Origin of the sequence: Pseudomonas caspiana (assembly GCF_002158995.1) — a bacterium.
GTDB classification, from domain to species: domain Bacteria; phylum Pseudomonadota; class Gammaproteobacteria; order Pseudomonadales; family Pseudomonadaceae; genus Aquipseudomonas; species Aquipseudomonas caspiana.
On record NZ_LOHF01000001.1, the window covers coordinates 438,437 to 462,583 of the forward strand.

19 protein-coding genes and 1 pseudogene are annotated in these 24,147 nt (G+C 56.6%); 9 read left to right on the forward strand and 11 right to left on the reverse strand.

The features are described 5' to 3' along the window. Positions 1–300: 300 nt before the first annotated feature. The 4 genes from AUC60_RS01960 to AUC60_RS01975 all read right to left on the reverse strand — a co-directional run bounded on the left by AUC60_RS01960 (position 301) and on the right by AUC60_RS01975 (position 2,923). Entirely contained in the window at positions 301–615 is a 315-nt protein-coding gene (locus AUC60_RS01960; protein ID WP_087264397.1) for a hypothetical protein, read from the reverse strand. Between the two features lie 179 nt (positions 616–794). Continuing rightward, on the reverse strand, positions 795–1,169 hold the full coding sequence (locus tag AUC60_RS01965) for a histone-like nucleoid-structuring protein, MvaT/MvaU family (protein ID WP_087264398.1): 375 nt from the start codon (positions 1,167–1,169) through the stop codon (positions 795–797). A gap of 117 nt (positions 1,170–1,286) precedes the next feature. Continuing rightward, positions 1,287–2,504, reverse strand: a complete 1,218-nt coding sequence (locus tag AUC60_RS01970) for a DUF6393 family protein (RefSeq protein WP_144443205.1) — start codon at positions 2,502–2,504, stop codon at positions 1,287–1,289. A gap of 14 nt (positions 2,505–2,518) precedes the next feature. Then, a complete protein-coding gene (locus AUC60_RS01975; RefSeq protein WP_144443206.1) occupies positions 2,519–2,923 on the reverse strand; it encodes a hypothetical protein in 405 nt (134 codons plus the stop codon). A 227-nt stretch (positions 2,924–3,150) separates the two neighbouring features. On the opposite strand from AUC60_RS01975, the gene AUC60_RS01980 reads away from it, so the two are divergent. From AUC60_RS01980 to AUC60_RS02010, 7 genes are all read left to right on the forward strand, one after another. Further along, positions 3,151–5,328 carry a PA5441 family protein gene (locus AUC60_RS01980; protein WP_087264401.1) on the forward strand — a complete coding sequence of 726 codons (2,178 nt, stop codon included), beginning with the start codon at positions 3,151–3,153 and terminating at the stop codon, positions 5,326–5,328. Then, positions 5,329–6,045, forward strand: a complete 717-nt coding sequence (locus tag AUC60_RS01985) for a DUF3142 domain-containing protein (RefSeq protein ID WP_087264402.1) — start codon at positions 5,329–5,331, stop codon at positions 6,043–6,045. It abuts the gene before it with no gap. A 38-nt stretch (positions 6,046–6,083) separates the two neighbouring features. Continuing rightward, a complete protein-coding gene (locus AUC60_RS01990; RefSeq protein WP_087264403.1) occupies positions 6,084–6,341 on the forward strand; it encodes a hypothetical protein in 258 nt (85 codons plus the stop codon). A gap of 38 nt (positions 6,342–6,379) precedes the next feature. Then, positions 6,380–6,976, forward strand: coding sequence for a hypothetical protein (locus AUC60_RS01995; RefSeq protein WP_144443207.1), 597 nt, complete (start codon positions 6,380–6,382; stop codon positions 6,974–6,976). A 70-nt stretch (positions 6,977–7,046) separates the two neighbouring features. Next, on the forward strand, positions 7,047–8,771 hold the full coding sequence (locus AUC60_RS02000; protein WP_144443208.1) for a DUF4344 domain-containing metallopeptidase: 1,725 nt from the start codon (positions 7,047–7,049) through the stop codon (positions 8,769–8,771). A gap of 238 nt (positions 8,772–9,009) precedes the next feature. Then, positions 9,010–9,474, forward strand: coding sequence for a hypothetical protein (locus AUC60_RS02005; protein ID WP_144443209.1), 465 nt, complete (start codon positions 9,010–9,012; stop codon positions 9,472–9,474). A gap of 106 nt (positions 9,475–9,580) precedes the next feature. Next, positions 9,581–11,314 carry a DUF4344 domain-containing metallopeptidase gene (locus AUC60_RS02010; protein ID WP_158099093.1) on the forward strand — a complete coding sequence of 578 codons (1,734 nt, stop codon included), beginning with the start codon at positions 9,581–9,583 and terminating at the stop codon, positions 11,312–11,314. Positions 11,315–11,592: 278 nt separating this feature from the next. Here the strand turns inward: AUC60_RS02010 and AUC60_RS02015 are convergent, their stop codons facing one another. Genes AUC60_RS02015 through AUC60_RS02045 form a run of 7 tightly spaced genes read right to left on the reverse strand, consistent with a single transcriptional unit; the run spans position 11,593 to position 19,091 of the window. Continuing rightward, positions 11,593–12,594 carry an aromatic ring-hydroxylating oxygenase subunit alpha gene (locus tag AUC60_RS02015; protein ID WP_087264408.1) on the reverse strand — a complete coding sequence of 334 codons (1,002 nt, stop codon included), beginning with the start codon at positions 12,592–12,594 and terminating at the stop codon, positions 11,593–11,595. Then, complete coding sequence (locus tag AUC60_RS02020) at positions 12,591–13,730, reverse strand: hypothetical protein (RefSeq protein ID WP_087264409.1); 1,140 nt, start codon at positions 13,728–13,730, stop codon at positions 12,591–12,593. Before AUC60_RS02020 ends, AUC60_RS02015 begins: the two co-directional genes overlap by 4 nt. Next, complete coding sequence (locus AUC60_RS02025; protein ID WP_087264410.1) at positions 13,727–14,881, reverse strand: ATP-grasp domain-containing protein; 1,155 nt, start codon at positions 14,879–14,881, stop codon at positions 13,727–13,729. Before AUC60_RS02025 ends, AUC60_RS02020 begins: the two co-directional genes overlap by 4 nt. After that, positions 14,869–16,227, reverse strand: a complete 1,359-nt coding sequence (locus AUC60_RS02030; RefSeq protein WP_087264411.1) for a F390 synthetase-related protein — start codon at positions 16,225–16,227, stop codon at positions 14,869–14,871. The genes AUC60_RS02025 and AUC60_RS02030 overlap by 13 nt, the downstream gene beginning before the upstream one ends. Further along, positions 16,217–17,071, reverse strand: coding sequence for an MBL fold metallo-hydrolase (locus tag AUC60_RS02035; RefSeq protein ID WP_087264412.1), 855 nt, complete (start codon positions 17,069–17,071; stop codon positions 16,217–16,219). The genes AUC60_RS02030 and AUC60_RS02035 overlap by 11 nt, the downstream gene beginning before the upstream one ends. Further along, positions 17,068–18,075 (reverse strand): NAD-dependent epimerase/dehydratase family protein, encoded by a 1,008-nt coding sequence (locus AUC60_RS02040; RefSeq protein ID WP_087264413.1) that lies wholly within the window; start codon positions 18,073–18,075, stop codon positions 17,068–17,070. Before AUC60_RS02040 ends, AUC60_RS02035 begins: the two co-directional genes overlap by 4 nt. Continuing rightward, positions 18,075–19,091: a beta-ketoacyl-ACP synthase 3 gene (locus AUC60_RS02045; protein WP_087264414.1), complete on the reverse strand. Its 1,017-nt coding sequence runs from the start codon at positions 19,089–19,091 to the stop codon at positions 18,075–18,077. Before AUC60_RS02045 ends, AUC60_RS02040 begins: the two co-directional genes overlap by 1 nt. Positions 19,092–19,350: 259 nt before the next feature. Between AUC60_RS02045 and AUC60_RS02050 the strand changes: the two genes are divergently transcribed. Both AUC60_RS02050 and AUC60_RS02055 read left to right on the forward strand, forming a co-directional pair. Then, the gene (locus AUC60_RS02050; protein WP_087264415.1) at positions 19,351–22,182 is read left to right on the forward strand and encodes a DUF2339 domain-containing protein; all 2,832 of its coding nucleotides are present in this window, start codon (positions 19,351–19,353) and stop codon (positions 22,180–22,182) included. Further along, positions 22,179–23,549: pseudogene (locus AUC60_RS02055) on the forward strand (DUF3999 domain-containing protein); the annotation flags it as partial. The gene AUC60_RS02050 and the pseudogene AUC60_RS02055, both read left to right, overlap by 4 nt. Positions 23,550–24,147 lie beyond the last annotated feature (598 nt).

Here is a 24,147-nt window from a genome sequence, read left to right on the forward strand (position 1 = left end):
TGCCTCGCGGTGCTCGTGAGCTCCTACGGAAAAGTGTTCCAAATTTAATAGTTGTACCGGGGTATCGATGACACCGCGCTGTCTCGCAAACATTGCGATCTGTAGGAGCTGCCGAAGGCTGCGATCGCGGTGGATCAGGCAGGACGCCATCGCGGCTCGCGGTGCTAGTGCGCTCCATCATGGTTGATACTCAATGAAATGGAGCTTATCAACTACCTGAAAATAAACCGGGCTGATCCGCGACGTAAGCAAATTACATCAGCTGATCAACCCGAATTCAGATAAAGAGAGCGTGAAGCCTTAATAAGGCGATTGCTTGACGGGCTCACCTTTTTTCGAGCACGAAGGCGGATTGGTCATACCCATGGTCAGGAGGTTGCCACCGTTAATAATGCAAACAAATTCTTTCTTGTCGTTGGTTTTAAAGTTGGCGTACGTGTTAGTGCCATCGGTACGACGATTGACGAGGGTCAAATCTTCAGGCGCATAACCTAAAGCGCCGGCTCCAATCGATTTGACCTTCTCATCATCCAGCACATTGGTTTTGCTGGCGATGACATTACAGCCTGCCAAACTTGAAACGACAAAAAGCGATAACGCAATTTTTTTGAACATGCTGTTTAGTCTCCAGAGTGATTGCGATAAGACCAAACGATACCCGCTGCCATTTCCTTAAAAAATAGTACACATGTGCTATGGGGGTAAAAGAATAAGGCGTGCGAAGTAGAAAGCCGGGGCCGTATGAAAGCAATACGATCGCGCCCGGCGCACTATCGGGTGTTATTTTATTAAAATCAGCTAGCGAGCCACGAGTCTACGACGTCTGCACCGTATTTGGCTTTCCACTCTTTGAGGGTGCGATGATTGCCGCCTTTCGTTTCAACAACCTCCCCCGTCTCGGGGTTCTTGAACACCTTGATCACTCGCGCCCGGCGGGTTCTGCGCTCGGTGACAGGCTTGTCGGTCGTGAACCGGGGAGCAGCAGCGTGTGGATCAAGCACGGCCACCACATTTTTCAGGCTGAAACCGTATTCAGCCAACAGGCTGCGCAACCTGGTTTCGAATTCGATCTCTTTCTTGAGCTCTGCATCGCCTTTCAGTGCATCCAGCTCTTTGAGCTGTTCAGCCAATTTTCTTTCCAGCAAACGAAACTCTGCAAGCTTGGACATTTATAACTCCATCACGTATTGGAGGTTGGATTGGGCGGGCAAACTGAGGAAGACCTGTTCGCTCGCGGAGACCATCGAGTGTTGTACTAACTGACTGTTTGAAACCAGCCAGTTTTTCTACTGGCTTTTTATACGGACGGCCCGTACCTGACTAAGCGTGCTGCTCTTACTGAACGAGAACGTCATCACAACAGAACTGGCATCAAGGTCCACCAGAGCCCTTCCCCGATTATCCCGAACCACAAGCCTGTCGGGCAGATCCTCGACAATCACCCAGGTCCCGGACGGAGCGAACGCCTGGGTGAGAACTGTCTTACGAGTATTCAACGGAAAATATCGGGTGACCACATCACTGACATCGAGCTGTTCAAACCCGACGGGTTTACGCAAAGCGTAAATCTCGTCAAACATGGCACCAAGGTCAGCGGAAGTGCCCCATGGAAAGCCGGGCTCCTTCAGGCATTGTTCCAACCACTGCTCATCACCCTGTTCCGGATCATCGAGTTCGACGTCCAGTCGGGATAACGGTTTTTTATCAATCTGGTCATACATACGTTGCGTGTCTGCGTCCGGTACACCGGAGCTGGCGCTCCAGCCAGAACTGCCTTCAGCGCAATCCTTGATACCAGGTTTGCACGTCGCAATCAGCTTCGGCTTGCCGTCAATGATCTCTGCGACAGCACGAGTCTGATACAGCTCCCCGCTGGCCCAATCCTGGGAAAGGCTGCAAACCCGGTTGTTATTCTGGTGAAAGCGAGTCCCGAAACAACCGTAAGCATAGGCGTCCGCTTGTGGTACAAATTCGCACGCTACATCGCTTCCGGCGAATCGGCCACCTGTAAATCCTGAATCAAATGTTTGCTGGTCAATGGCTTGTTGAACCAGTTCGGGTTTCGCTGATGGCTGACCGGACATCCGGCCCAGTTGCCGGGTACGCTCCTGAATAGCGTTCAGCACGATAGTGCTCTGCGCCTGTCGGGTGTATGGCTCACCTGTTCTCCCATCAATGCTGTCACGCAGCTCCCCCAGATTCTGATCTCTTGCGGCAATCCAGCGACGCTGGCTCGCAATCAGCATGCTGCGAATCCCTGCATCATCGGTGCTCTTCAGGATCGCTGCATAGGCTGTACCCATTGCCGCGTCAGCAGTGACCAGTCGGGAGTCGGCACATATCAGATGTTCTATTTCGGCTGATGCCTTACCACAATCCACGGAGCGCGCCAGAACATACTGAGAAGTAAAAGCCAGCAATAGAACTGCAACAACGGGGTACTTCATTAAGAGGATCCTTTGTAATCCTTGAATGCAATCCTTGAACCTGATGTTTCCCGCCACCCTGTTAATCGTGATTACAGACAGCCCTCTTCCCGATAGTTACCGTCGATGTAAGCCAGCGTATCGCCCGGCCCGGGCTGCCAACGAACCCTGGCAGTCACCCTGCACGGTATCCATCCCTCACGGCGGACAGCACCGTAATAACCGGCACTTTCAAACCACGTGGGCTTGAAACCTTCCTTGTTGAGCTCGCGAATGAAATCGCTGGCGGGCATACCCAAGGGAAAACGGGCGCGTAAGCGACTGTCGAACTCCGCAGAGGCACCATTCCAGGAGGTTGGTAATCCATCCGTTAAAAAAGATGGGGATCGCACTGTGTCCCACATCAGCACGATGCCGATTCCGATAGCGATGCCCGAACCGTACAGGACAGCATGTCGAAAAACCTTTCTAACATTCAGCGCAAGTGCTAACTCCATGGGCAACCCCTTCATGGATTCTGATAGTGCTCGCCTGTCATGACTGACGTTGAGTAGTCGGCCTCAAAAAGGTAGCCAGTGACGTCAATTAATTCATTCATGCCAAGCCGTTTTCAATAGCACATGTGTGCTATTTGTTCGTGCACGCCCTCGGTATAGCCTTTATCAATGCCCATCATGCGCATCGCTGATCTGCGCTGATCTGTTAGTTATCTAAAGGATGTTTTATGCACCATCGCTTGCTGACAACGCTGGCTCTTGCTGTAAGTGCAATCACTGCTTTCCAGGCTCAGGCGAGTGATGATGACTCCTGCGCACCGACCTGGTCGGTCAACACAAATCAATTCAGCGTTTGCAGCAACTTCCCTTTTCTCAGCCCCAGCAATGACAGCACCGTCAACTTGCGCCTGTTATTGGCCGATTCCGGAAAGTTGCCGCTGACACCTGCGCCCCTGAGCAAAGATGACATCGCGGAAGGCTATGGTGAGGTACCGTTTGCCTACTATCGTCTTCAGCCTGCGTCAGACGCTGTGGAGCCGGATGTTCCCGAGAGCAAAAAAAGCCAGAGCCTCGATGCCTTGCTCACCAGCCTGGGAATCAAGCGCGAGCAGGCGGAGGTTGCCAGCTCGACTCTGATCGACGGTGAAGGCAGTCGCTGCCGGAGCAACAATGAGCAGACCGCCGCAGGTTTTATTCAGGCGCTGGTCGACGCACCGGATTTATCCCCGGCTGAACGCTCGGCACTGGGCACCAGCCGTTTGCGTATGCTCGCAGCTTGCAGCTGGGAGCGAGAGCAATTTACCCGCATGTTGCCCGTTGATGTGCAGTCCGCTGCCGGCAAGTCCTTCACCACCTATCTGCAAGCGGCAGGGGATTTTTACAGCGGTCGCTTCCTTGAAGCCACCAATGGCTTCACGTCACTCGCGAATAATCCCAATACCTGGCTGAAAGACACGTCGCTGTACCTGATCGGCCGCAGCGAGTTGAATCTGGCTCAGGAGAAAGCCTTTGAGTACGGCGAGCTCAAGCCTGACCGGGTGGATAAAGCGGCTGCACAACGCGCTGAAGAGGCTTTCGAAAAATATCTTGAAACGCTCCCGTCGGGCTTGTATTCCGCCACCGCCAACGGATTGCTGCGCAGGGTCCATTGGCTGTTACAGGACACTGACAAGCTTGCCTCGGAGTACGAGGCCCTGTTCGCCGACATCGACAAAGGCGCTCAACCCGACAGCGCTGTCTACAATGCGCTGATTCGTGAGCTGGATCTGAAGCTGATCACGCCTAATAAAGCGCCTGTCAGTTCGGCACTGATCACGGCGGTCAACGACCTGATGTGGATGCGCGTGGGGACATCGAACACGTTGACTGAACCCGCCCTGCTCCAGCAAAAGGACATTTTTGCTAAACAGCCTGCACTGTTCAGCTACCTGCAAGCGGCAGTCGCCTTCTATACCGAAAAAAATCCGAACCGCGCGCTGCAGCTGTTGCCTGCCGAGGTGCCCGACACGCTTGGCTATGTCGCGTTCAGCCAGCAAATGTTGCGTGGTCTGGCGCTTGAGGCCATCAAGGATGACAAGACGGCACAGCAGCTCTGGCTGCAGTTGTTGAGCAAGGCCCAATTGCCTTTGCAGCAAGAACAACTGCAACTGGTGCTGGCCATGAACTATGAGCGCAATGGCCAGGTAGCTGACGCATTCCGCGCAGACTCACCGATCAAGAACGAGAAAGTGCGGTATATCCTGCTCGGCAAATCGGCCAACGCAGATCTGTTGCGACAACAGGTTAGCCAAGGGATCAGCAAAACTGAACGTGACACCGCCCTCTTCCTGCTGCTCTACAAGCAATTGGTGCACGGTCAGTTTGCAGCGTTTGCCCAAGACCTGAAACAACTGCCTGATTCGCTACCTGATACCAGACTCAGTTACAGCCTGGGCTATCGATACGATCAAGGACAGTCGCTGGCACTGTTCAAATGGAATGGTGAGAAAGCGGAGTCCGGTTACCGCTGTCCGAGTATTGCCGAGGCGGCAGCTGCGCTGGACAAGAACCCAGGCGACTCCCAAGGCCTGATTTGCATGGGTGAGTTCATGCTGCGTAACCACCTGGACAACTCTCCATTAAATGAACAACTGACTGACGGTGTACTCGGGAGCGGGCCCTCTGGCTTCCCGGGGGCCGCGTTCGCAAGACATAGCGCTTACATAACGGTCAAAAACAATCCAAATGCCAGCCATACCGACGTCGCTTATGCGCTTTACCGCGGGATCAATTGCTATGCCCCGGCGGGTATCAATAGCTGTGGCGGAGAGGATGTTGAACCCAGCGTCCGAAAATACTGGTTCCAGAACCTAAAGAAAGAATTTGCCGATACTCGTTGGGCTAAATCCCAGCAGTATTACTGGTAAATGCGGACGCTGTTCTGGCTGACGCTGGTCAGCGTGCTGCAGATTGCTTCAGCATCTGCAGCCGTTGATGCCGAAGACTACGACGCGTTCTGGCTTTGGGGAGGCGTGTCATCGCAAGAGGTGCTCGACAAGGCCAGGACGCTGTATGTGCTACAGGGACAAATCAGCAGTTCACGCAGCGAGCGCCACCGACGCGTAAATTTTGTCGCGCAGGGCATGGCAGTCTCCAGGCTGCCTCAAGAAGAGCTCTGGATTGTTTATCGTGCACATACCCTGCGCTGGCCGGACGCTGTCTACACGCAGTTGCTCGGGCAGCTCAATCGATGGCAGCAGACCGGTAGCAACGTTGCAGGCATACAGATCGATTTTGACGCCCGTACGCGACACCTCGACGAGTACGTGGAGTTCCTGCGCGATCTGCGTCAGCGCCTTCCGGAAAATTATCGGCTGAGCATCACCGGCCTGATGGACTGGAGCAGTAACGCCGACGCTTCGGTCATCGGCGAGCTAAAAGGCGTGATTGACGAAGTGGTGGTTCAAACCTATCAGGGCAGGTACAGCATTGCGGATTACAAAGCCTATCTACCAGGCCTCAGTCGCTTGGGGCTGCCTTTCAAAGTGGGACTGATTCAGGGCGGCGAATGGAGCGCACCGGCTTATCTGGAGCGCAGTGAGGGATTTTTGGGGTATGTGGTGTTTCTGCAAAACCCTCGGTAAGCGCGTTCACATCATCAGACTCAGGAGCGCCACTTCGCATGCAAAGCAATATCCATCCATCCCTGAAGCCGCTCGCACTGGATTGTCGCGAGTGGATCGAGCGCGCCGAGCTTGATGGCAAATACGAGCGCTTCACGGCGGCTGTCCAGGACTACATAGATATCCCAGGGCCACTGCACGCCAAGACAGGACTGCATCTGGACAGCCTGGCTCATCACTACGATGTAGCAAGCTGTGACGCATTTCTTCGCGGCGACAGGCCAATGCCCATACGCTTCAACGCGCAGCCTCATTGAGGGCGCTGATGCTGCGTTGGGATGGTATGTACAGCCATATGCGTCAGGATCTGGGGAGCTGGCCAAGAGAGTTCAAATACGGCATGGCAGCTGCCAGTCCGGCGATGTTTTCATGGTGGGACCGCGCCGAGATCTGTGCCCGCGTGTTCATCGAAATGGCCGAGAAAGACCAGCGCATTAACACAATGCGTGAGATGCGCAGAATAAAGCGCGGTACCAGCGACGCTTTCCTGATTGGCCTGTTTTCCCAGGCATTCAACATCGAAACGGATTTCATTGCGCCAAAGCCGCTCGTCCCTAGTTATCAGGCGCTATTGGAGCACTGGCAAAGCGAAGATGAAGCCACCTTCACCACCGTCATGCAGGACGCGGCTGACTTTCATATCAGCCGGAGCAAGGAAAATACAGACCGGGAAAGGTATGAGTTTGACGCCACGCTGGATCGCTGCTTCCCGGCTGAGCTGCTTGCCGTCCAGGCCCTGCGCCGCCGCAATGGACTTCCTGAATTCAGCGTGGGCCACCTCCTGATCGACACGCCCTGGAGTTTGGTGCAGGAAATGAAATCGGTGGAGCGCTATGCATTGGCCGATACCGTGGAAGCCAGATTGATTCAGGACTATCCGGAATTTCGTTGACGTCATGTGCCACGAACGACGGGCCTGATCGGCAGGCACAGGCCATCTCAGAAGCAAAGGATCCAACTCATTGACGATACTGACTGTTGCAAACGGCGCATCGAAACGCTGGAGAAATCACGTGGTGCGTTTGGCGTTCATTACTACTGCGTCAGCATTTCTGTGGCAGCCACTGAACACGTTTGCCGAGCAGACAGCGCCCGTTCCGCCCTATCCCGTTCAGACTACGGATGATATTGAAAACCTGCTCAATCTTGATGAGCGCAAAATCATTCAGGAAGGCTTGATCTGGAGCACGGTCTATACCGGCCGGATCGATGGCAACTTTGAAAAGGACACGCGTGACGCTATTGCGTTACTTCAGCAACAGTACCAACAACCCGAAACAGGTCGGCTGAGTACCAAAATGGCCGCGCGTCTTTACCAGTTAGCCCAACACTCAAGAAACAAATTCGGCTGGGACAGTTTTACCGACTCTAAAACGGGCGTGATGCTGTCCTACCCGACCGCACTGCTTACGCCCTCTCCCGACCCGCGCACCGGAGCGATGGGGTTTGTATCGGACGACAAGAAAATATTGCTTCAGATGGTGAACCAGATTGGCGTTAAATTGGGCGCTATTGACGCCCTTTATAAGCAAACGACTGAAAATTCAAAGTCGACCATCACCTACAGATTAAAGAACGAGAATATGTTCGTCAGCGCCGGAGAGCGTGGTGATCTCAAACACTACAGCCGTTACGAACAACGAGGGACTGAAATTCGTGGCTATGACCTGGTGTGGTTCCGCGAGCGTGATACGGAGATGCAAATTCTCTCCCCCTTGATTGCCAACAGTTTCGACCCATTCAGCACGCCCTCGACATACGACCCTTTTCTTAAACCTCGCGGGATAAAGTTTCCTCATTACCCCTACCTGAGTGAGCTCTCCAGGGAAATAAAAAAACAATCCGTCAGCAACAAGGCTTCATCCCTTGAGCGGCAAGCGCCGGTAAAAGCTACTGCCGATGGGCTTGGCCCGCGCTTTACCTATTTGTACGAGGAGCTCACGAGTGGCAAAGCTGTAGACGCCTATCGCGTGGCACGCAAGTCTGACTTGCTGAGAAGCAACGTCGCAATCGCCGCGCTGGATGGGATGTTCATGACGCAACATCCTCTGCGTTATATCGCCAGACCTTGTCGCGTGGATGCGGACTACGAGCCCGAGGAAGCCGCAGTTTTCCTGTGTTATGAGATGGTCGACTACCTTATTCGCGAGGCTAAATCTCTCTACGTCGATAAGGATCCGGCATTCCAGCTTCAATACATTAAAGCCAGGCTGCAGCTTATTCTTCTTCATGCGACAGGCCATGCGCTCATGGACCTCTTGAAACTGCCACCGCCTATGAACGTAGAAGAAGCTGTCGATCAACTGGTCGCCACCCTGATTCTGCTGGGTATGAAAAATGAGGACGATCCTGAAGAACTCACGCACATGCTGGCAATGAACGCGGCCGGGTTCAAAGCCGATCCATCAGTGCAACCGGCTTACACCCGCGACTATTTTTCCGACAAACACGCCTGGAATGAGGAGCGGTATTCCAACGTGCTGTGCATGATTTATGGCAGCAGCCCGAAGAAGTACGCCTCGATTGTCGATCAGCAGTTGCTTCCGGAATCCAGAGCAGCAAGTTGCAGAGAAGATGCGCCGAAAAAATATGAAGCATGGGTAGGCTTCCTGTCGCCATACCTGGCACCGCGGTATCAGAAGAACAGCAGTTCAACTGATCGCCATGATGCGCAGACGCCGCAATGAGGTGTTGTTCCGATTGAGCATCTGGGAATGTTCAGGGAACCGTTGACATAACGTTTGTTAATTTTAGTTGTTAGCACACTCACTCTCGCCGCACCTATAGTACGGATGTGCTATTGGAATTTTATAGTTTCCCCGTAAATTGCTAATAACCAACTTCTGCAACGTCTGCCGATGGTGTGACTCCGCAGCCGACATTAAAAGACGTCGACTGTGCAGCAATCAAGGATAACTACGGAGTATGGCGACTGCATCCGTCAGGACAACAACACCTCGTAAAGCCCTGGCAGGCTTGATGGTGCCACTTGTACTTCTGGCCCTGCCCGTTTGCGTGCATGCCAGCGGGCAACTGCCACCCAGTACGATCGAAGACCGCACGTTGCCCAGCGCTTCTGCCTGCCGTGCTTTCCTCGAGACGACGTGGCGAGCCGATCAGCAGAAAGCCGATCCGCAGCCTTTACCCGGTGACGACGGATCGAGGCAGACGTTGATCTACTCCGACGGCGTGATCGCCATTGATGACAAACACCTGACTTACGAAGTCGAGGAAGGCTGGCAATTCCGGCGGCTTATACGCGATATCAATCAGATACGGACTTCCTACAGTTATGAAAGGCGAAGTTACAGGTGCGATGACGCCCACCTGACAGGCACGAGCATCAAGGGCTATGCAATCGAAGGCTATGAAGCACTACCTGACAACTGAAATAAATGATGACGAACTTACTTTATCTAGCGTGCGCACTTCAGGGGCTATTCCATTGACGATAGGGACTGTAGCAACCCGCTCCTCGACGAGCTGGAAAAATCGCATGGTGCACGTGGCGTTCATCACAGCTGTCGCAACCCTTGCCTGGCAGCCTGGAGGCGTGTTCGCGGGTGCTGCAGCCCCCGCAAACCCTTATGCCACCCAGAATGCCGACAACACAGAAGGCTCGCTCAACCTCGATGAACGAAAGCTGATTCAGGAAGGCTTGATCTGGGGCGGTTTTTACAACGGTTGGATCGATGGCCAGTTTGGCAAAGGCACACGGGACGCCATTGCCACTGTTCAGCAGCAATACAAGCAACCTGGCACCGGGATGCTCAATGCCGATCTCGCGGTGCATCTGGGTGGTATGGCGCTGAATAACCGTAAGAAGTACGGCTGGACGACGATCACCGAACCCAAATCCGGCGTGACGCTGGCCTACCCTTCACAGTTGCTCACAAGGACCACCAGCCCGGAACCGAACTTCGTCAATATTGATTCTGAAGATCGGAGTGTTTCGATCCAGCTATTACGTATCGATAACGTCAAACCCGACGCCATCGACACGCTGTACAACGACCTGACCGGCAACGGTAAATCCACCGTCGCTTACTCGTTCAGAAAAGGCAGTTTGTTCATCATCTCGGGTGATCGCGGCACCGGAAAATATTACAGCCGCTATGAACAGCGTGGTGGCGAAGTCCGAGGTTATGATCTGGTCTGGAGCGGCAGTCGGGACGCAGAAATGCAGCCGATCTCGGTATTGATTTCAAACACCTTTGAACCCTTCGATCCCCCTCGCCAGACAAGAGAACCTGACTACTCCTACCTTGTCGGGCTGGCCCAGGCTGCCAATAACCAAGCCGGCGGCAACCCGCCTGCAAATAACGCAAATACGCCACCACCCGCACAGCAACCTGCTCAGCAACAACCTGTGCAACAACAGCCCGCACAGCAGCAACCTGCCGCACAGAATGCGCAAAAAACCGATGTCTCGGACGGCAAGGGCACACGTTTTTCCTATACCTATCAGGCTCCGCGTGATGCTCGACTGGAAGATGCCTACCGTTTCACGCGCAAGGCTGACTTGCTGGTCGGTAACGTAGAAATTGACGCCATGGACGGCATGTTCATGATGCCTCGCCCTCTGCACTATGTGGCCATGGAGTGCGGGATGGTGAATGCGTTCTACAGCCCGAAAGACTCGGCAGTCTTCCTCTGCTATGAGATGGTCAACTACCTGCTGCGTCAGGCCGATGAACTGAATACGAGCAACGATCCTGATTTCCCCACTGATTACGTCAAATCCAACCTGCGTTTTATTCTGTTGCATGAAACCGGCCATGCATTTATCGACTTGCTGAACCTGCCCTCTACCGGCCGTGAAGAAGACGCAGTCGATCAAATGGCGGCGACCATGATTCTGTTCCACGTCAACCGTGATGAGACACCTGAACAGCTGACTCGCGTACTGGCAATGACGGCTACCTGGTTCAAAAACAATGCATCACTGCAAAACGGCAACACGCACAATGACGCGTTCTCGGATGAGCACTCCTTGAATGAACAGCGTTATTACAATCTGCTTTGCATGGTTTACGGCCGTAATCCTCAGGAGTATGCGTCGATTGTCGATCGAGGGCTGCTACCGAAATCGAGAGCTGCACGCTGCCCTCAGGAAACCAGCAAAATCGTCTCGTCTTGGGCGCGGTTACTGCTGCCCCACTTTGCCCCGCGCTATCAGAAGGACGCCAACGATTCAATCAACCGCCAGGATTCTCAGAGTCGGCAGTGAGTCTTTTCAACTACAGATCCTGAGATCTCTTACCAGTGGAGATTCTATGCTTGTCCGCAAGCTGATTGACGACGTGGGACCGGCTTTAGCCGGGAAAGCGGTGTTCCTACTGATGAAAATTCAGCGTCTGTCCCGGCCTCTTCCCGGCTAAAGCCGGTGCCACGTCATCATTGACTCCTGTGGGATTCATTCGCGAAGGGGCCGGTACATTCGACGCACCTGCGTCGTCAGGAATACCGCCTTCCCGAATGAATTCGGTCCTGCCGGATTGGGGCGCTTTACAGCGAAATATCAACAGTGCGCTCTTCAAAATCCAGCGGCTGCCCGTGCTCAAGCAAATGCCTGATGCCGGGCCCGAGCAAGTCCTGCGGGCCGTCCAGCGGCATGACCGGATATTGCTGGAAGCGTCGCCTGTTGGCGCTGACCTGCTCCAGAATCTGTCGGTCCTGGCGCAAGATGACCTTGAACGCCTGCCGCAATACCGCACGCTTCAACACGGCGGGAATTTTGCCCCGCGCCGTCGCCACTCGCGCGAAAACCCGCAACTGCCCGTCCGCACAGGGCGTCATCCAGGCGCTGACCAGCAGATTAAGGCGATCGTTGCCATCGCGGTACTCGATTTCCGAGAGCCCTGGCAGGCGAAAACGTCCCATGCTTTTGCCACGCTGCCCCTCGAACAATCGCGAGATAAGCCCGGACTGTTTGCCCTCTTCACTGTAAATCGCCTCGATACCGTCATCGAGCGGGCGAACCCGGGCCGTGATGTGTTGGCGCTGCTTGTCATGACGGATCCAGCCCGCATGGACAAAATGGGTATGAAATCCGTCCAGGAAGTTTTCCGCTGCATCCTGCAATGAACACTGCACTTGATCGGTCATCCAGAACGTATCGAGTTTCTGTCCGTGCTCGGCCGGGGCAACGGGCAAATCAACCGGACGCTGGTCACTCAGGCAGACCCACACCAGACCATGGGCTTCGCAGCAGGCCAGGCTGCTCAGCAATGCTTTGCTGGAGGGGACGTGATCAGTGCCGGGGACTCGGGTGCACCGACCATCCCCTGCGAACCGCCAACCGTGATAAGGGCATTCAATGTGTCCATCGCGCACCTTGCCCTGACTCAACGGCGCAAAACGATGCGGACAACGATCGGGTAATGCGGCCGCAAGTCCATCGTCGGCGCGGAACAGCACCAGAGGCATGTCGTGAACCTGACACGCCATCGGGGCATTTTTCAGTTCGTGGCTCAGTGCGACCGGCCACCATTGAGCAAGGCGATTCACAGTTTGAGTGTTCTCATGAGGGGCACACCGATTCCATGCAGCAGAACACTGAGCAATCGCCATATCCAGCGACGCCCCCAAGACAAATGGGCGACCTTGATCAGGCTGTATTCGATCTGCGGCTGCCCCCCGCGCAAGCGCTTGAAGCCTGCGGCGCCGGAGCTGAAATTCAGTACCGTACGGCGCTCGGCGGCTTCGAGCAGGCACAGACAGGTCAGTTGCCGGTACAAACCGGCCTTCTGTGGCAACGCGGTGTCGTATCCCACAATCGGAGTGCTGAGGGTCGAGTCATTGGCGAACCAGCCCAGCGCGCCATCGATACGGCCATCCGGGGTGCGCAGAACACGCATCTCCAGCCAGCCTTCTCGTTGACCACGCTGCATCCAGCGGGCGCTGTAATGCGGATTGAGTCGGCAATACTTGTCCAGATACAGCAGGTTATAAAGCTGTTCCACCCGTAGAAAATCACTGTCGTTCAGGGCAGCACCCGGCACTACTTCATAGGGGCTGCGCCGCAACAATGTGCGGTCGAGCCGGGTGTTGTGATGCCGGAGAAACGGTGCATCCACCCCGCTCCGGCCGTCGAATACATACACCTGTCGACTGGGAATGCTCAGAAAGCCCAGCGCTCGCAAACGTTGTTTCAGCTCGCGGTTGCTGAACTCATTGATCGAGCGAAAACACAGCGCATGATCAGGAAATGTCCGCTGCAAAAAAGCACTGATCTGCGGCAGCTCACTCAGATCCCAGTCAGCGGGATACAGGTTGGTGGACAGCAGCCAGTTGTTGACCTGGACCAGCTTGTCGACTTTGGCCGAACTCAACAAAGCGTCGACGCCTCGGGTCAGCGCACTCAGCGGTCGGGTCAGCCACGGGCGGCCGAGGCGCTTGAGCTCTTCGCGGGCATACCCGCTGTAGGCGGTACGGGGCGACACCACATAGCAGTTGTCTTCAGGGTCATGTCCGTCGTTGATGCTCACCGCAAGCTGCTGCGTGCCGGTATCCAGCAGCGCCATCCGCGTGCTGACATTGGCGATCAATCCTGCCTCGGCCCAACCACGGACGTATTGTCGGGCGGGACTGTCGTGGGGTGTCACCGGCTCCTGAAGGAGCTGCTGCTGGAACAGTAATTTCATTGCGGCGGGTCCGCTAATGCCTGGCCGTTCCACTCGATGTCTGCGGTGGATGCGGCCAGCACCCCGCAGCGGCGAGAGGCAGCGCGACAGAGGATTTCCCCCAGGCTCAGCCATTGAGCCGCCAGCGGCAGCACATCACCTTGCTGAACGATCACGTCGCGGGCCATACGGTAATCACGCCAGAACGTCCTGCTCAACGCCCGTGAAGGCGCAGCCAGTAAAAGCATCGCCAGCGCGATCATTCGTGGTTCCTGGGTGGGTTCAAGCACGCTGCCGGATGCTTCGCCAAGGCTGCTCACCAGCGCCTGACGCTGGTTGTCGAACAGGTGCACGCCGCTGGTGGCCCGAGGGTTGCACTCCAGTACATGGAAACGGCCAGCGTGATCTTCGATAAAGTCAAAGCCGACTTGCCCTGTATAGCCAGTTTCATGGCCGAACTGTTCCAGGAATAACCGCACAGATTCCGGCCTCGCAGGAGTGAAATAGATTCCCGAACCCCGGCCTACCCGATAGCGCGGCTGGTAGACGCTATGAGCGCGCAACTGGCCCTCCACCAGGACGCTGAAGCTGCAAAACTCCCGCCCTTGAATAAACCGCTGCGCAACCCAGGGCGCCTCGATACTGGGCTGAACCTTGCTAACCAGACTCGCGTCGGGCCGGATCAGGGTCTGTGAAGCGAAACGCGAGTAAGCCGGTTTGAACACCCACTGCGCAGTCTCTGCACTTAGCGCCAACACGGACTGCTGATCCGTCAGCAGGCGGGTTTCCGGCGTCGATAATGTCCAGTCCTGAGTCATGGCCGCGAATTGCCCCTTGTGATGCAGTCGGTGCAACAGCGCAAAATCACTGGTCAGCACCCGACACAACGGCCTGAGGCGCTCCAGACCATGAGCCAGGTAGAACACTTCTTCGCAGGTTGGCAACAATAGGTCAATGCGTTGTGCCTTGATCACGCTGGCCAGCGCTTCGATCCAGCCAGCCGGATCGAGTCGGGGCTCAGGTAAACGAACGAAGTGCTGCACTGAACGACTGAAACGGCTCAGCGGCTGCCCCAGCGAGTCGCCCACGCTCACGGTCCAGCCGGCCTCGCTGAAGGCCCTCGCCCACTCCAGACACGCCGGTGCACGAGCCCCCAGAATCAGTACGCGCATGGTAGCCCCTCAGGCAATTGCAGGAGCTTCAGGCGTCGACGTTTGAAGTGCGGGGCCGGAGCTTGCCAGTGACCGAAGCTGAATGCTGGCGGACGTACGCCCTGTCCGGCACATAGGTGTTGAAGGCTTTCGCGAATTGCCTGGCACAGAGCGTCATGATCGCAGCGGGCCTGAACGTTGATCTGCCAGTTCAGGTTCGTCTGATGGATTTCATACTCCTGCAGCGTAGCGCCGTGCATCAGCAAGGTTCGGCGCACGACATCCGGATACAGCGCGCACAACTGGCGCCCCGCCACATCAGGCAGCCAGAGGATATCGTCGGCACGCCCTTCGATAGCGGCGATTGCCCGCTCGACCCGCCCGCAAGCGCAAGGCGCCTCGCTAACCCGCAACACGTCGTTGAGGCGATACCGCACGATTATCTGCGTGCGACGGGAGAAGTCGGTAATGATGGGCTGGAAACGGGTGTGCCCGGCGTCGAGCCACTCCGGTTCAATGTGCAGATGGCTTTCATTGAGATGCAAAGTCCCTTGCTCGCAGGTGTAGCCAAGAAAGCCTTCGCTGGCCTGATAAATCTGCTGCGGCATTACCCCGAAAGCTTTGAGAACGGCATCTGCATCCGTGCTTTCAAGCACTTCGGCCACCGACAGAATATGCGTCGGACGGATCGACAAACGCTCGCTTAATGAGGCTTCAGCCAGCCCCCGCAACACCGTTGCCGGGGCTACAAGCACATCGGGGTTCTGCGCCTGCAGACGTTCAAGTGACGCTTCGAGCCCGAGTGTCAGGTCGTGAAACGCGAAGTCGATACGGCGACTGCTCAACGTGGTGTACAAACGGCTATTGGCCCGCAGGAAGAAAGCGATCCGCAAGGGCGCTTGCCAGAAGCACAGCAAACGCGGAAGGAAGCGGCCCGGCAAGGTCCGCGCCAACAGAATCCCGGCCCAACGCTGACGCTCCAGGGTGCTGACCAGAAACACACCTTGATTACCGGATGTGCCGCTTGAAAGCCCCACGGTTATATCGCCCAGCGTAGGGCTGAAATCGCGGGATTCTTCTGCTTGCCGCGCGACGGGCAAGACCTGATCCAGACCAAGACCGCGAGTGTTGAACGCCGCAAAGTCGCTCATCATTGTCGCTTTGTCCATCAGCGGAAAGTCCGCCAGACGAGTGAAGTGATGGTCTTTGAAGCGCTCGGCTGTCGGCACCACGTTTTTCAGAAAAAACTTCAGCTGTTGAGCCTGCCACGCTTCCAGTTGCTCTCTGCGAGTGAAGCGCAAGCGATAGCGACTGTTGAGAAAACTCAGCGCGCTGCGCAGCTTGCCGATCAAGCGTTCATTGCTCATTGCTGAACGCCTCCCAGGCGTGCGTGCAGTGCGAAGGTAACACCGCCACGGCAGGTTCTCGACGGATCAGCGTGCCGAGGCTGGCATAGGTCTTTTTGTACTGTCTGGCATCGTGACCGGCAAACCACAATGCAGGCGCCGCAGGCAGTCGCTCTGCGCGGCAAGCGGGCACCGACCAGCAGGCATCGGCCACCAGAAATACCGGACGCCCTTGAGCATCAGGAATGAACAACCCCAGTTGGCCACGGCTGTGTCCCGGCAGCGGCACGCCGATCAGACTGCCGTCGCCAAACAGGTCCAGGCCTTGGGTGAACGGGGCCATCCATTCAGGCAAGGTCGCCGGCCTGCAATGATCAGCCAGGATCAGTCGGCTGGCGAAATCGTCCGGCAGCAAGCCCGGCAAATGGCCGCCAAGGGTCGCCCGCCAGCGCGAGTCCCGCAGGCTTTCAATGTGCTGACGGTCAGCATCAAGCGCAATGAATGAAGCCTGATTGAAATCCCGCAACCCGGCGATATGATCGCCGTGAAAATGCGAAATGATCACTGTGCGGATATCCTCAGGCTGAATGCCGAAGTCATTCAGTTGAGCGATCAACTGCTCCTGTATCGGCAATTGCACCGGCACTGCGGTGCGGTACAAACGCTCTGGCAAGGTTTGGGTGGCATTGAAAAAGTGTTCGGCGTAACCCGTGTCGTACAGGATCCAGCCGGCGTCGGGATGGCGAATCAGGCCGCACAGTGACGGAAACCGCGTCGGCGCCCAGCGGGCGCTGCGATCAGCCATGCACGCCAGGTGTCGGCACCAACCGGCGCGCAATACGTTGAGGCTGACTGTGCGGCTCACGGTTTTATGCCCTGTTGCGCAAGCCACCACTGGGCGTGCTGGCGGATGCCCTGCTCCTGAGTGATCACTGTGCGGTAACCCAGCTCGTTACGTATCGCGTCCAGGTTCAGGGTCTGGCTGAATGCAAGCACTCCGGCGCCATATCGAGTCAGTAAAGGTTCGCCGCTGTGACGCAGTCGAGCGCTGGTTTCAAACGCTAGCGCCACGGCGTCCACCAACCGCCATGGCAGGCGTCGGGTGCGCAGAGTGAGGTGAAATTGCTCGGCGATTTGATGCAACAAATCCTCAAAAGCCAGGGGCGTACCGTTGCTCACGTTGTAAGTGCAGACGGGGCGCGGCAACGGTTGATTAAGGCTCAGCTCCACGGCGTGGACCAGGTTGTCGATGCAGGTCAGGTCCAGTCGGGCCCTGCCACCGCGCATCAGGGGTATGTGCCCGCGCTGCATGACACGCAACAGCCGTGGCAACAACGTACCGTCCCATGGGCCGAATACCGCACGCGGACGCAAAATCACCGCCTCGGCAAGACCCGCCTCCTGAACCTTCATTTCGGCCAGCGCTTTGGTGCGTGCGTACTCGTTGACGGGCATTGGCAAAGGTTCGCTTTCATGGATATCGAGTCGATCACGAAAGGCAAAGTACAGGCTGGGTGTCGAAAGGTGCACAAGGCGCTTGACCTGATTGATGCGACAGGCGTTCAGCACTTCTTCGGTGGCCGTCAGATTGGCCTGGGCAAACGCGTCTGTCGTTCCCCAGGGCGAGGACAACGCTGCGCAATGGACAACCGCCGTGCAGCCCCGCGCGGCCTCGATCAGTTTGTTCGCCCCGGCTGAAGAACCATGCTCAAGGGCAAGCCACTCGATGGCACCCGGGCTGTGCCGAATGACATCGGCCGCCGCTGTCGCATTGCGTCCGCTGAACAGCACTTCACAGCCTTGGGAGGCAAGTCGCCAGACGATATGGCGACCAATGAAACCAGTGCCGCCGGTCACCAGAATTTTCATCAATACTCCAGGATCATGCCGCCGATCGATAATCCTGCACCGGTACCGATCAACATCAGGATCTGCCCGCGCTGAATGCGCTGGTCACGAATCGCTATATCCAGCGCTGTCGGCAGCGAGGCAGCCACCTGATTGCCGTGATGAGCAAAAATGTCGATGACTTTCTCCGGGGCAAAACCCAGGCGCCTGGCCGCATGCTGCATCGCTTGCTGGCTGGCTTGATGAGGGATTACCCAGTCGATCTGGTCTTGAGTCAGCCCGGCCTGATCCAGCAGATCATTCATCAATGTGGGCAAGTGCTTCGCGGCAAGACGGAATACGCCTTTGCCCTGCATGGAAAAACTGGTCAAAGGTTCGAACGGGATATCGATACGCCGAGGATGAAAGCGCGACCCACCGGCCGGGATCTGGCATAAATGAGCGCCCTCGGCAAACGTCTTCAGGTTCGAAGCGATAATCTTCGCCCCGCCTTCGCTCGCGCACAGAACGACAGCCGCTGCGCCGTCGCCGAATATGCCGCTGACTTCCACATGCTGCCAATCCAGTCCACAGGACGCGATGTCGGAACAGACCAGAAGAATACGCCGGTAGCGACCGGCGACGAGGGGCCATGACAAGGTGTCAATGGCGGCAATAAACCCCAGGCAACTGGCATTGATGTCCATGGCCGGGATGCCGGAGTGACCCATGCCTAATTCACGTTGCAACAACGCGGCGTTGCACGGCATGCCCTGATCCATAGTGCCACTGGCACAGGCGATCAAGTCGATCTGGTCCAGCTCGAGACCGGCCGCCGCCAGGGCATTTCGCGCGGCGGTCGCGCCCAGGCTCGCGGCTGTTTCGGAGCTGGACGCGACATGCCGCTGAACAACCCCACTGATCTGCTCGACGCTCCCCGCCGCCAGGCCAAGCTCACGATCAAGGGCGATACTGGTGACTATTCTGTCCGGCAGCGCATGCCCGGAACCGATGATGGTCACAGGCCGTGGAGGCAAAGCCAGCGGTGAAGTCTGCATTCAAATTCCGTTTAGAGAAAAACATTGTACTGACACTTTATACGGGCTGGTTACCGCAGGACGGTATAGTACATGTGTACTATTTTTTAAGCGCCTGAAACACTTTAAGTTATTGAAAATAAGTGCACATTTCAAACTTTGGGCTTATTCATATCTTTCAGGCGACGCTGGCAGATTTGTTGACGGTTCCACCCCGCACTGACGCTCAATAGTGAGCGATCGAGGCGTCCCTGCTCCTTACTAAAAAGGAAGTTATTGAGTGTTATCTCTTCTTCTGGAAATAGGTCTGGGGATAGCCGATGTTCTCATTGATAATCCGGTATATATCTGGGTCATTGGCGCCCCCCTGCTATTGCTTGCCTTCGGCGTCTGGCTCAACCGGCGTGTAACAACCCTGCGCCTGGAGTCGGTACGGCAAAGCCAACAGCTGGCGCAAGCGCAGCAGCAGATAGGGAGTCTGCAAGCGCGTATCTCGCTGCTGGAATCGATGCCGACACAGTCAACAGACTCGACGGCGCAAACTGCCGCGTCCGCACCGCTTCCTGACAATACGTCCACCTCTATCAGCCCAATGCCCGAGACGGAACTTGTCTGGGAGCTTCCGGCGCAAACTTCGGACGAACTCGCCAAACCCGCCGCGTCGTCCGCTACCGGCCAACCGACTGTCCGACCTGCGCCGTCAAAACCTGCCATGCCGAACGTTGTAAACGCCGCGCTTCAAGCTGCGCAGAACTGGCTATTGGGTGGTAACACTGTGCTTCGCATGGGGGCTGTGGTGCTGTTTTTGGGCCTCGCGTTTCTGTTGCGATATGCCACCGAAGGCGTCGTGGTCCCGATTGAAACCCGTTACGCCGGCGTTGCTGGCAGCGCAATCGCGTTACTCGGGCTGGGCTGGTGGTTGCGCCGCCGCAAACCAGCCTTCGCGCTGATGATGCAAGGCACCGGCGTTGGCGTGCTGTACCTGACAGTGAGCGGCGCCATTCGCGTGCACGAGTTGCTGGACCCGACGTTGGGCTTCGCACTATTGATTGTCGTCATGCTGTTCTCCGCCATGCTCGCCATCACCCAGAACTCGCTGGCACTGGCCTGTGCGGCAACACTGGGCGGTTTTGCCGCACCGATTCTGTCCTCCACAGGCCAGGGCAGTCATATCACGCTGTTCAGCTACTTCGCTTTGCTCAATGTCGGGGTTTTTGCCATCGCCTGGTTCAAGACCTGGCGTCTGCTGAACCTGATCGGTTTTTTCGGCACGTTCGGGATTGGCATCGCATGGGGGCTGCGCTCGTACACACCGGATCTGTTCTGGAGCGTTGAACCGTTCCTGATTCTGTTCTTCCTGATGTATCTGGCCATCGGCCTGCTGTTTGCCCGACGCAAGTTGCAGGAACTCAGCGACGCCCCCACGGACGCCAGCCGCGAAGCGATGCTGCAATGGTCCCGACGCCAGGGTGACTACGTTGATGGCACGCTACTGTTTGGCACCCCGCTCGTGGGCTTCGGTCTGCAATATTCACTGACAGCCGATCTCGAATTCGGCGCGGCGTTCAGCGCTCTGGCATTGGGCATGCTTTACATGGGGATAGCCCGCCTGCTTTCGGGCCGGGCACCAGGGCGTGCCTTGTTGCTGGTAGAAACCTGCCTCGCACTCGGCATTGTGTTTGCGACCTTCGCTATTCCGCTAGGGCTGGGCGCGAAATGGACCACCAGCGCCTGGGCCATCGAAGGTGCAGCGATTTTCTGGCTGGGCATGCGCCAGCAACGACTGCTGGCCCGCGGCTTTGGTGTGTTGTTGCAAATAGCTGCCGGTCTTGCATTCATCGGCGAGATGACTACCTGGTACTTCCCCTCTACAAAAGGAGGGGATTTCTGGACGCCAATGATCATTGCCCTTGCCGGTTTATTCAGCGCCCTGCAGATCCACCGCATCAAAACCTTGCGATACATGAACGAGAAAGCACTTTCAGCGATATTGCTGGGCTGGGGTGGTGCATGGTGGGGGATGTCTTTACTCATCGCGCACATGCATCTGTTGCCTCACTTCCTGCTGGCGTCATTGTTACTGCTGTCGATCGCGATCAGCGTTGGTCTGTGGACGTGGCTGGCGACACATTGGCGTTGGCCAGGTCTGGCTGCGCTATGCCTGGCGCTGATACCGGCTGGCTGGTTCATGTTGCTCATATGCATGGGCGACTATCGGCACCTGTTCGCCAACTGGGCATGGGTAGGTTGGACCGCAATGCTGATCGTCCACATGTTCTCACTGCATCGCCTGGCTGACTTGCTGCCACGCAGAATACTGGCGGGAGCCCACATTCTGGGTGTCTGGTTATACATTGTGCTGCTCAGCCTGGAGCTGTCTTACGGCGCATACATTCTGGTCAACTCCAATGCCGCTTACAGTGCATGGAGTTCTCTCGCAGGCTCACTGATACCCAGCTTTTACCTGATTGCCATGGCCGCGAACCGACGCTGGCCATGGCCGGTTGACGCGTACCCTAAGGCTTATCGTGTTTGGGCCGCCGTACCTGTCGTTCTGTGGTTGCTAGGGTGGTTCTGGTTGATGAACTACTACAGCTACGTCGACGCCGACCCTCTGCCCTATGTGCCAGTACTCAACCCTTTGGAACTGGGCCTGTTGTTCGCCCTGCTGGGAATCGTGAACTGGATCCGCAATAACCTGTCGCAGCTCGGCATTGAGGCTCTGCAAGCCAAGCGGCTGGCGATCATCGTAGGTGGCGCCTCGTTGTTCGCGCTGATCACTGGCATGGTGTTCCGCAGCCCCATCGATCCCTCGCTGCTGCAGGCGGCACTTTCGATCGTCTGGACCCTGACGGCACTGGCCTTGATGATCGGCGGCCATCTTCGCAGGCAGCGTGAAGTATGGATTACCGGTGCAGTGCTGATCGGGGTCGTGGTTGCCAAGCTGTTCCTGGTAGAGCTGAGCGACCGGGGCGGCATGGCCCGTGTCATCTCCTTCATCGGGGTCGGCATCCTGCTATTGGTGGTGGGTTACTTCGCGCCTCTTCCGCCCAAAAAAAACACGACGCAAAAAGCTGATCCATTTGCCGGCAAGCCGGACCCGTCGCTATGAGGAGCACACTATTGAGTTATAAGCAGCTGTTCCGGCTGGCCCTGTGCGGTGTCGCATTGCTGGGTTCTACACTTGCCAGCGCCGATGACACCCAGGCGGATTTCGCGAGCCAGACGCCCTTGAAACTAAGCGGTAACGGCCCGTGGTATCGCATTGAACTGCCCATGAATGTGCAGCTCAATTCGCGCCAGCGGGATCTTGGCGATTTGCGCATTTTCAACGCCCAGGGTCAGGCTCAGGCATATGCCATCGCCCACAATCCGGTTCAGGCGGAGCAATCGCAAACGCCGACGAACGTGAAATGGTTCCCTCTTTACAACAGAGCCAACGAACTCGACAGAGCGCCCAGGATCAAGGTTGAGCGCAGCGCCAGCGGTACACTTGTGGAGGTTGAGCCTCAGGATGGCGCTGCCGCCGATGAGCAAGTCTTGCGTGGCTGGCTTTTGGACATGAGCGCAATCAACCAGCCGCTGCAAAAACTGATTCTCGACTGGGACAGTGCTCAAGACGGCTTTCAGCGTTTCAGCATCGAAGCCAGCGATGATTTGCAGAACTGGAGTCCATGGGGCGCGAGCCAGGTAGCGCGTCTGTCATTCGACGATCAAACGGTCGAACAGCGCGAAGTCACCCTGCCCGGTCGCACCGCACGTTATCTGCGGCTGCTATGGAGCTCGACCCCCAACGCGCCGATGCTGACCTCAGCACAAATTCTGACAGTCAACAATGATACCCCCGCGTTGCCGCTTGCCTGGTCGGAGCCAGTGACTGGAAGCGTCGAAAAACCAGGCAGCTATATCTGGCAATTGCCGACTGGCCTGCCCGTCGAGCGCGTGAAAGTCGACATGGCCCAGGCCAACAGCATCGCCCCCGGCCGCGTGTACGGTCGAACCGACAGCAAGGCACCCTGGCAAGCGATCGGCAATGGTCTGCTTTACCGGCTGACGCAAGACGGCAAGGAAGTAGTCCAGAATGAAGTCGAGACCCACGGCACCATCGTGCGTCAGGTGAAACTTGAACTCGATGAGCGCGGTGGCGGGTTAGGCGCTTCGTCGCCGACCTTGCGCTTCGCACTGCGTGCGCCTCAGGTGGTCTTCCTCGCCCGTGGCGACGGCCCGTTTACCCTGGCCATTGGTAACCCCGCAGCAAAACCCGCCAACCTGCCCCTTGCAACGCTGATCCCGGACTACAGCGCGCAGAAGATGAGCAGCCTGGGCACCGCCGTGGCCGAGAACACACAGATCAAGCTGATACCCATGTCGCCGGACGACGCATCAGGCCTGAACTGGAAACGTATCGGACTCTTGTCGGTACTGGCTCTGGGCGTGATGTTACTTGGCTGGATGGCGTTGAGTACGCTGCGTGCCTCGCCGTCAACGTCGGGCGCAAACGCAGCAAGCGACAAGCCTCCAGAACCTCCTCTGGTATTCCGCAAAGGACCACCAGGGAAGAGGGAGTGGGAAGCGCTAGACGGATTCTATCGAGCGCGTTTTGAGGGCGCGCGCGTCGGCCAATGCGTGTACCTCGACGTCGATGGCAAACCAGAGGAATCGGTTTTTGTCTGGTCAGAAAGGATTCATGAAAACGGGGTCCCAGTCTGCATATGGAAACTCGACGCAACTCCAGCGTTTGGTGAAGTAAAGGTCGGCCAACACACATATGGCTCTATATTTCTCGCTTTGGCCGAGGCCACAGAGGCGCCGCAAAGTGTATCGATCATTTATGAGCCTGGTATAAGAAACACTGTGCTGGATCGCTATGGGCCGTAATTCGTAACCCGGTCTACCCGGCAAATCAATGCAATCATTTGCTCGTGATATTCAGTATGGCGAGCAAACGAACCCAACCCGATAAACATTGCGAATGCCGTTAATCAATGGACTGAAGTTCCTGACAACTTCGTTTCGCCAGCTGTTTCATAACGCTGGAAATCCAGATGTATCAGAATCTTCACGGCCTTGTGGTGTT

What these genes read in the sequence shown, in the direction of transcription:
- AUC60_RS02045 (WP_087264414.1), bottom strand. Translation starts at nt 19,091, where the DNA reads ATGCAGACTTCACCGCTGGCTTTGCCTCCACGGCCTGTGACCATCATC.
- AUC60_RS02020 (WP_087264409.1), bottom strand. Translation starts at nt 13,730, where the DNA reads ATGAAATTACTGTTCCAGCAGCAGCTCCTTCAGGAGCCGGTGACACCC.
- AUC60_RS02040 (WP_087264413.1), bottom strand. Translation starts at nt 18,075, where the DNA reads ATGAAAATTCTGGTGACCGGCGGCACTGGTTTCATTGGTCGCCATATC.
- AUC60_RS01960 (WP_087264397.1), bottom strand. Translation starts at nt 615, where the DNA reads ATGTTCAAAAAAATTGCGTTATCGCTTTTTGTCGTTTCAAGTTTGGCA.
- AUC60_RS02025 (WP_087264410.1), bottom strand. Translation starts at nt 14,881, where the DNA reads ATGCGCGTACTGATTCTGGGGGCTCGTGCACCGGCGTGTCTGGAGTGG.
- AUC60_RS01975 (WP_144443206.1), bottom strand. Translation starts at nt 2,923, where the DNA reads ATGGAGTTAGCACTTGCGCTGAATGTTAGAAAGGTTTTTCGACATGCT.
- AUC60_RS01990 (WP_087264403.1), top strand. Translation starts at nt 6,084, where the DNA reads ATGCAAAGCAATATCCATCCATCCCTGAAGCCGCTCGCACTGGATTGT.
- AUC60_RS01985 (WP_087264402.1), top strand. Translation starts at nt 5,329, where the DNA reads ATGCGGACGCTGTTCTGGCTGACGCTGGTCAGCGTGCTGCAGATTGCT.
- AUC60_RS02030 (WP_087264411.1), bottom strand. Translation starts at nt 16,227, where the DNA reads ATGAGCAATGAACGCTTGATCGGCAAGCTGCGCAGCGCGCTGAGTTTT.
- AUC60_RS02005 (WP_144443209.1), top strand. Translation starts at nt 9,010, where the DNA reads ATGGCGACTGCATCCGTCAGGACAACAACACCTCGTAAAGCCCTGGCA.
- AUC60_RS02010 (WP_158099093.1), top strand. Translation starts at nt 9,581, where the DNA reads ATGGTGCACGTGGCGTTCATCACAGCTGTCGCAACCCTTGCCTGGCAG.
- AUC60_RS01980 (WP_087264401.1), top strand. Translation starts at nt 3,151, where the DNA reads ATGCACCATCGCTTGCTGACAACGCTGGCTCTTGCTGTAAGTGCAATC.
- AUC60_RS01965 (WP_087264398.1), bottom strand. Translation starts at nt 1,169, where the DNA reads ATGTCCAAGCTTGCAGAGTTTCGTTTGCTGGAAAGAAAATTGGCTGAA.
- AUC60_RS01995 (WP_144443207.1), top strand. Translation starts at nt 6,380, where the DNA reads ATGCGTCAGGATCTGGGGAGCTGGCCAAGAGAGTTCAAATACGGCATG.